Origin of the sequence: Nocardioides sp. NPDC057577, from assembly GCF_042801335.1 — a bacterium.
In the GTDB taxonomy this organism is placed as follows: domain Bacteria; phylum Actinomycetota; class Actinomycetes; order Propionibacteriales; family Nocardioidaceae; genus Nocardioides.
On the sequence record NZ_JBHVGB010000229.1, the window covers coordinates 1 to 7,876 of the forward strand.

Genomic DNA, 7,876 nt, shown 5'->3' on the forward strand with positions numbered 1-7,876 from the left:
ACCAGGCCCAGCGCGACCACCGCGGTGCCGATCCAGACCATCGGTCCGGGCACGATCCCGTGGAGAGGTACGCCGAGGCCGGCCGCCGCCACGGGCACGACGCCGGTCAGCAGGCCGGCGCGGCCGGAGCCGAGGCGCTTGACCGCTGTGAACCAGAGCAGGAACGCGAGCGTGGTGACGACCGCCGCCAGGTGGAGCGCCGCGAGCAGGTCGCCGGTGTCGAGCGTGGTGACGGCGGCCGGTCCTTCGGCAGTGACACCGATGACGGCCATGCCGGCGGTGGCCATCCACACCGAGTGGAACGAGACGCCGAAGGCGCCCAGGCGCGGGAGGACGGGCACCGCCAGGAGCGTGAAACCCGCCTCGCAGACCAGCACCAAGAGCGCGTAGCCGACCCCGGCCGCATCGGTCCTCCCGAAGCCCTCGACCACGACGGCACCCGCGGTCACGACCATGGCCCCGATGATCACGCTGCGTGCCGGCAGGGTGCGGGTCGCGACCGCCGGGACGACGGCGAGCAGCATCGGAACCGCGGCGACGGCGACGCCGATCACCGCTGGCTCGGCATGGGCGACACCGCGGACGACGCCGACGTTGAAAAGCACCAGGCCGGCGGTCGCCACCCCGGCCAGCCAGAGCCACTCGCGACCGCGGGGCCGCGGCACCCGCCAGCCGGTGACCCGTGCGACCGCGAGCAGGAGGAGGGCGGCGAGGGCATACCGGACGCTCTGCAGGGTGAAGAGCGGGGCATCGGTGATCGCTGCCGAGACGGCGACGCTGCTGCCGACGCAGGCCATCCCGGCCGCGGCGAAGACGATGCCGAGCAGGGTGCCGCGGCGGGACGCCGCTCCGCCGGGGTCGGCGGCGTCGGCAGCTTCGGTGGCTTCGGCGATGTCGGGGAGGGCTTCGGTGGTCATGTCTACGAGGTTCGCTCCAGCTTGGTCTGGCGAACAGATCCAAACCCGACGTGGCAGAGTGGACCAAGTGACCGGTGCGGACTTCCTCCAGCTCGACCCGGCCGACGTGCCGGCGGGTGGGCTGGCGACGTGGCTGACCGGTGCGCTGCGCGACGCGGTCGCCGACGGCCGACTCGCGGTCGATGCCCGGGTGCCGGCGTCGCGCACCCTCGCGACCCAGCTCGGCGTCTCGCGCGGCGTGGTGGTCGAGGCGTACCAGCGGCTCACCGACGAGGGGCTGCTCTCGGCCCGCAGCGGCGGCGGCACGCGGGTGAGCGCGGTCCCCGGAGCCGTACGCCGTCTCGGTGCCGCCACCCGGCTGCCGACTCCCGATCTGGACCTCTCCCCGGGAGTGCCGGACCTCTCGGCCTTCCCGAGGGCCGCGTGGGCGAAGGCGTCGCGGGAGGTGCTCGCCGAGATCGGCAGCGCCGACCTCGGCTACGGCGATCCGCGCGGCGTGCCGGCGCTCCGGGAGGCGCTCGCGGTCTGGCTGGGCCGCACCCGCGGCCTCACGGTCTCGCCCGACGAGATCCTGGTGATCAACGGGGTCGCCCAGGGGCTCGTGCTCCTGGCGCGCTGGCTGGAGGAGCGTGGCCGGACCAGGGTGGGCTTCGAGGAGCCGGGATCCTACGGTGGCCGCGTGCACCTGCAGCGGTGGGGGATGACGACGGTCCCGGTGCCGGTGGACGGCGACGGTCTGGACGTGGCGGCGCTCGATGCCAGCGGCGTCGATGCCGTCGTGGTCACCCCGGCGCACCAGTTCCCGACCGGGGTCGTGCTCTCCCCGCAGCGGCGTCGCGAGCTGGTCGCGTGGGTCCGGGCGGAGCCGGACCGGCTGGTGATCGAGGACGACTACGATGCCGAGCACCGCTACGACCGGCCGCCGGTCGGGGCGGTGAAGGTGCTCGCACCCGACCGGGTGGTCCACCTCGGCAGCGTCTCCAAGACGCTCGCACCCGCGATGCGGATCGGCTGGCTCGTCGCCCCGTCCGGCATGCAGGAGGAGCTGGTCGAGGCTCGCTACTGGCTCGATCTGGCCAGCCCGGCTCTACCCCAGATCATCCTGGCGCGGATGCTCACCTCGGGTGCCTTCGAGCGACACCTGAGACTGGTCCGGCAGCGGCACAAGGCTCGCCGCGATGCCCTGCTCGAGGCGCTCGCCGAGCACCTGCCGGCGGTTCGGGTCCGAGGCGTCGCGGCCGGACTGCACGTACTGGCGACGCTTCCCGACGGAGTCGACGACGAGGCTGTCGCCACGGCCGCGCTCGAGGCGGGCATCGCCGTCCACCCGTTGAGCCGGCACCGCGAGGGGGAGGGGCCGCCGGGGCTGGTGATCGGGTACGCGGCGACGACCCCTGACCGCCTGCGGGAGGCGGTCAGGCGGCTGGCGCCGTTGATCTCCTAGGAGCTCCTAGGACTCCACGTCGTACTTCGCGCAGAGGCCCAGGCGGCTGCCGGCCATCCAGGCGGTCTTGAACGGCGGCTTGAACATCGTCGCCTCCGCCGGACAGCCGCCCAGCCCCTGGACGTTGGTATCGCTCTGCTCGGGGTAGGTGTCGCCGGTCATCTCGAAGGTGTCGACGACGATGTAGTCGTGGGTGGTCCCGCAGCGGACGACCTTGTCGATCTTGCTGTCGATGCAGGCCCGCAGGTCGGTCGGGAACGGGTCGGGCACCGGGTCCTCGGGCATGTCGATCATCGGCGCTCCCTGGACCGTCACCCCGACGTCGCACCGGACGTAGCGGTCGCCGTCGTTCCAGGTGGCCTCCGCGGGCCAGTACCAGCTGACGATGTAGGCGGTGCGGGCCAGCGTCTCGGGGTGCAGCCCGAGGCCGGTCTCCAGGCGGGTGAAGCAGGCGGCCCCGGCGGCCTCGTTGTCGTTGTAGGTCTTCACGTCGGTGGCGACGTGGAAGGTGTAGAGCGTGTGCGGCTCGGCGCAGTCCACCGGCTCCGTCTCGTCGACGAACTCGGTGGCTGCGGCGTAGTCGAGATTGCGGCACTCGCCGGCCACGGGCAGGTGACTTCCACCGTTGGTCACGAAGAAGATCAGCCCGGCGATGAGCCCGATGACCACGACAGCGGCCAGACCACCGACCAGGAGCCCGGTGCGCTTCCGCTTCTGCGGGTGCTGTGTCGCGATGCTGGTCGGCACCGTCGTGGGCTGCTCGAAGGGCGATCCGGTCGGCGGGCCGCTGGGAGGTCCACTGGGTGGCCCGCTGTGGGGTCCGCTGGGCGGTGGAGGCTGAGGTGCAGAGTGGGCCTGCCCGGGGGTGACGCGGGTGCCTGTGACCGCGCCGCGGAGCCCGTCTGCGAACGAGCGCGCATCGGGCCAGCGGTCCTCGGCCCGGGGCTCCAGCGCCCGGGCGATGGCCTGGCTGATCGGGGCCGGGAGGGGACGTACGGAACCTGCCTCGGGGACTCGGGAGGTGAGCCCGAGAGCGGGGGCAGGGGAGCGGCCGGCGAGCAGCGCCCAGGCGACCGCGCCGAGAGCTCGCACGTCGGCGCGGTGGTCGATCGGCAGCGACGGGTCGAGCTGCTCGGGCGCCATGTAGGACGGGGTGCCGATGTCGCGGGTGACCTCGTTGAGAGAGTCGAGCGAGCGGGCCACACCCAGGTCGGCGATCATCACCCGGCGAGCGCCGGCGGTGCCGCCGGAGGTCTCGGAGGTGACCAGCAGGTTGGCGGGCTTGATGTCGCGGTGGATCACCCCGCGAGCCTTCAGCGCCATGAGTCCGTCGGCGGCCTGAGCGACGATGTCGGCGACCTCGTGCACGTCCAGACCGCCGGGGGAGCCCTGGAGCAGGTCGGCGACCGAGCCACCGTCGGCGTACGACATCACGAAGAAGGGGATGCCGGTGCTCGTCTGGCCGATGTCGTAGACACGCACGACATGGGGTGAATCGACCGAGCGGAGCAGCCGCGCTTCCTGGAGGAAGCGCTTGTGGATCTCCGGGTTCGACACCCACCCGGGGGCGAGCGCCTTGACCGCTACGTGGGAGTCGAGATCGGGGTCGTAGTAGAGCCAGACGGAGGCGAAGGCACCGGCGCCGATGTGGCGGACCTGCTGCAGCCGCCCGAGACTGGTCGGGAAGGTCGCGCTCATGGCCGAATCATGCCCTGAATCCTCCGGGAGGGGCTGCGGTGACACCTACTTGAGCGGGTTTCGCTAAGAAATCGAGACCGACTACTTCCCGAAGCGTTCCTTGTCCTGCTTGACCGCGGCGTGCGCGTCGGAGCCGACGTTCTCCCGCAGCTCCTTGGCGGACTCGCGGATGGCGTCGGAGATGATCTCGTGGACCCGGGGGTCGGCCAGGCCATCCTCGACCAGGCGCAGCACGGTGTCGGCCACGAGACGGACGACGTCGTCGTGGAAGGGGAGATACCGCAGCTTCCCGGTCGCCTGGTCCTGCCGGATGAGGTCGATGATCAGCGCGTCGATCTCGGCGCGGTTCTCCTCCATCGCGGTGGAGATGTGCCGGGTGTAGTTGCCGGTCTGGATCACCGCGATCACCTCGTCGAGCACCGCGACCGTGATCGGCGTCCGGATCGCGTCGACGATCGATCCGGAGAACCTCCCCACCACGTACGCCGAGATCCGGTCGCCGAACGCACGGTCGGCCACCCGCATCAGCCGCGCGAAGATGACCACCACCCGCAGCAGCCGGAAGGCGCGGAAGGCCGGGTTGGAGAGCGGGATCATGCCGATGATCTCGTACCAGTAGAGCCCCAGGAACTTCCAGCCCAGGCCGGACCTGACCCAGCGGGCGCAGAACTCGACGAAGAAGATCCCGCAGATCACGTAGTCGGCGATGATCACCCGGTCTTCCCAGGGCGGAGGTACGTCCCAGAAGGTGACCCAGACCAGCAGGCCGACCGAGATGATCGCGAGCGCCAGCATCAGCCAGTCGACCAGCGTGACCGGCGGCGACGATGCAGCACCCGGCTCTCGCTCGTCGTGTCGACGGTCGATGCCTGCGGAGCTCATGGTGGGCACCATAGGAGACGCGTCCACCAAAGCAGGTCAACCACACGCGTCGTTGCCATCATGTGGGCGTCGATGTCGGCCGGTCGCTGCCGCGGTTGTCGGTGCGGCGCGGCAGAATGGTGCTGTGCCCCTCTACCGCGACGAGGCCATCGTGCTTCGCACCCACAAGCTCGGTGAGGCCGACCGGATCATCACCATGCTCACCCGTGACCACGGACGGGTGCGTGCGGTGGCGAAGGGCGTGCGGCGTACGACCTCACGATGGGGTTCGCGGCTGGAGCCGTTCACCCACGTCGACCTGCAGTTCGCCGAGGGGCGCAACCTCGACACGATCACCCAGGCCGAGACGCTGACCCTGTTCCATGCCGGGATCGGGCTGGACTACGACCGCTACACCGCCGGCACCGCGATGCTCGAGACCGCCGACCGGCTGGTCCACGAGGAGGGCGAGCCGGCGCCGCAGCAGTATCTGCTGCTCGTCGGCGGGCTGCGGGTGCTCGCCCAGGGCGACCGGCTTCCTCGGCACGTGCTCGACTCCTACCTGCTCCGCTCGCTCGCGGTCGCCGGCTACGCGCCGAGCTTCGAGGCCTGCGCGCGCTGCGGGCTGGAGGGCCCGCACCGCTGGTTCAACGTGTCGATGGGCGGTGCGCTGTGCACGACCTGCCGGGTGCCCGGTTCGGCGACGCCCTCGCCCGAGACGCTCACCCACCTCGGTGCGTTGCTCTCAGGTGACTGGGATACGGTCGGCGGCGCCGAGGACCGGACCAGCAGGCAGGCGAGCGGGTTGGTCGCCGCGTACCTCTCCTGGCATCTGGACCGCAACCTGCGCTCGCTCGAATACGTCGAGAGCTGAGGAACGATGGCCCACTCCCACGGCCACTCCCACGGTGGGCACGACGCCGAGGTGGAGGTCGAGGCTCTGCCGCGGTTGGTGCTGACCGTCTCGCTGGTGCTCGTCGCCGTGCTCACCGTCGTCGGGGTCGCGGTCTGGTGGCCCGACAGCGCCGCTGTCGACAAGCTCCAGGGGTCGCAGGAGTTCATCGCCGAGGGTGTCGTCTTCGAGACCGCCGACGTGGTCTCGGTCTCGGAGCCGTGCAGTGCCGAGGGCACGCCAGAGGGCTGCAACAAGGCTTCGGTGGAGCTCACCAGCGGTCCCGACACCGGCACCGAGGTGGGGGTCGAGATCTCGACGCCGATGGCCCGCTCCGGCCTGGAGGCCGGTGACGAGGTGGAGCTCTCCCGCACCGAGAAGGAGGGGGAGGCGACGTACGCCTTCTTCGACGTCAAGCGCGGGCCGCCGCTGCTCCTGCTGGTCGGCCTCTTCGTCGCGTGTGTCGTCGCCGTCGCGCGGATGCGCGGGCTGATGGCGGTGCTCGGCCTGGGGTTCGCGGGGGCGGTGGTGTGGCTGTTCCTGCTGCCCGCGCTGCTCTCCGGCGAGCCCGCGGCGTGGGCCGCGCTGGTCTCCTCGGTGCTGATCCTCTATGTCGTGCTCTACACCACCCACGGGTTCTCGGTGCGGACGTCGGTGGCGCTCGCCGGCACCCTGGCCGGGGTCGCGGTGACCGCGCTGATCGGCACCTTCGCGATCGGTGCGAGCCGGCTCAGCGGGCTGGGCTCGGAGAGCGGTCAGACGCTCTCCTCGCTCGACGCCGCGCTCGACCTGCAGAGCCTGCTGGTCGCTGCGGTGATCATCGCCGGCCTCGGCGCGCTCAACGACGTCACCATCACCCAGGCCTCCGCGGTGTGGGAGCTGCGCGCCGCCGGTCCGAACACGTCCCGCTGGGACGTCTTCCGCGGCGCGATGCGGATCGGCCGGGACCACGTCGCCTCGACGATCTACACGATCGTGTTCGCCTACGTCGGCAGCGCACTGACCCTGCTGCTGGTGATCCAGCTCTACGACCGCACCTTCCTCTCGCTGCTGACGACCGAGCAGATGGCCGGCGAGATCGTCGCCACCATGGCCGCGGGCATCGGGGTGGTGCTGGCGATGCCGATCACCACGATCATCGGCGCGCTGACCGTCCCCGGTCCGGCCGTGGACCCTGCGCAGATGGAGTACGACGCGCCTCGTCGCCCGATGGTCCCTTCCAGGCCGCAGCCTCCCGGGCCGCAGCCGCCTCCTGGGTATCGCCCGACTAGGGTTGGGCCTCGTGAGCAAGCCGGTCCGTACCCCAACACCCCACCCGTCCGGGGCTACCCCGCCCCCGGTCCCCAAGGACCTCGTCCCGCACCACGTGGCGATCATCATGGACGGCAACGGCCGATGGGCCAAGGACCGTGGCCTCCCCCGGACCAAGGGCCACGAAGCCGGTGAGTCCTCGCTCTTCGACGTCGTCGAGGGAGCCATCGAGATCGGTGTGAAGGCGATCTCGGCCTACGCGTTCTCCACCGAGAACTGGTCGCGCTCGCCCGACGAGGTGAAGTTCCTGATGGGCTTCAACCGCGACGTCATCCGGCGCCGCCGCGACGAGATGAACGAGCTTGGGGTCCGGGTGCGTTGGGCCGGTCGTGCGCCGCGACTGTGGAAGTCCGTCATCAACGAGCTCAAGATCGCCGAGGAGATGACGAAGGACAACACCGTCTGCACGCTGACGATGTGCGTCAACTACGGCGGTCGCGCCGAGCTCACCGACGCCGTGCGGCGGATGGGGGAGGACGTACGCGCCGGGAAGCTGCGTCCGGAGAAGATCACCGAGAAGACCTTCGAGCGCTACCTCTACGTCCCCGATCTCCCCGACGCCGACCTCATCTGGCGCACCTCCGGCGAGCAGCGGCTGTCCAACTACATGCTCTGGCAGGCCGCCTACTCCGAGTTCGTCTTCACCGACGTCCTCTGGCCAGACGTCGACCGCCGCCACCTGTGGCATGCCGTCGAGACGTACGCCTCCCGGGACCGCCGCTACGGCGGCGCCCTCCCCAACCCCGTCTGACC

The 7,876-nt window shown here is 71.0% G+C and carries 6 protein-coding genes and 1 pseudogene; 4 read left to right on the plus strand and 3 right to left on the minus strand.

Annotation, left to right across the window (positions count from 1 at the left end; all coding sequences use genetic code 11):
- Window positions 1-917, minus strand: a 917-nt coding sequence (locus tag ACFU7D_RS27290; protein WP_378873272.1) for a DMT family transporter, incomplete at its 3' end; no start/stop codon positions are given.
- Window positions 918-984: 67 nt separating this feature from the next.
- Here ACFU7D_RS27290 and ACFU7D_RS27295 point away from each other — a divergent pair.
- Entirely contained in the window at window positions 985-2,361 is a 1,377-nt protein-coding gene (locus ACFU7D_RS27295; RefSeq protein ID WP_378873274.1) for a PLP-dependent aminotransferase family protein, read from the plus strand.
- Between the two features lie 6 nt (window positions 2,362-2,367).
- Here the strand turns inward: ACFU7D_RS27295 and ACFU7D_RS27300 are convergent, their stop codons facing one another.
- On the minus strand, window positions 2,368-4,059 hold the full coding sequence (locus tag ACFU7D_RS27300) for a protein kinase (protein WP_378873276.1): 1,692 nt from the start codon (window positions 4,057-4,059) through the stop codon (window positions 2,368-2,370).
- Between the two features lie 81 nt (window positions 4,060-4,140).
- Window positions 4,141-4,941, minus strand: a complete 801-nt coding sequence (locus ACFU7D_RS27305) for an ion transporter (protein ID WP_378873278.1) — start codon at window positions 4,939-4,941, stop codon at window positions 4,141-4,143.
- A 124-nt stretch (window positions 4,942-5,065) separates the two neighbouring features.
- Here ACFU7D_RS27305 and recO point away from each other — a divergent pair, with 124 nt between their 5' ends.
- From recO to ACFU7D_RS27320, 3 genes and pseudogenes are all read left to right on the plus strand, one after another.
- Complete coding sequence (recO, locus tag ACFU7D_RS27310) at window positions 5,066-5,794, plus strand: DNA repair protein RecO (protein ID WP_378873280.1); 729 nt, start codon at window positions 5,066-5,068, stop codon at window positions 5,792-5,794.
- A gap of 342 nt (window positions 5,795-6,136) precedes the next feature.
- Window positions 6,137-6,946, plus strand: a pseudogene (locus ACFU7D_RS27315) (YibE/F family protein); the annotation flags it as partial.
- 139 nt (window positions 6,947-7,085) lie between these two features.
- Entirely contained in the window at window positions 7,086-7,874 is a 789-nt protein-coding gene (locus tag ACFU7D_RS27320; RefSeq protein WP_378730628.1) for an isoprenyl transferase, read from the plus strand.
- The last annotated feature ends 2 nt before the right edge of the window (window positions 7,875-7,876 follow it).

Coding starts and splice junctions, on each gene's coding strand:
- ACFU7D_RS27300 (WP_378873276.1), bottom strand. CDS start 4,059: ATGAGCGCGACCTTCCCGACCAGTCTCGGGCGGCTGCAGCAGGTCCGC.
- ACFU7D_RS27305 (WP_378873278.1), bottom strand. CDS start 4,941: ATGAGCTCCGCAGGCATCGACCGTCGACACGACGAGCGAGAGCCGGGT.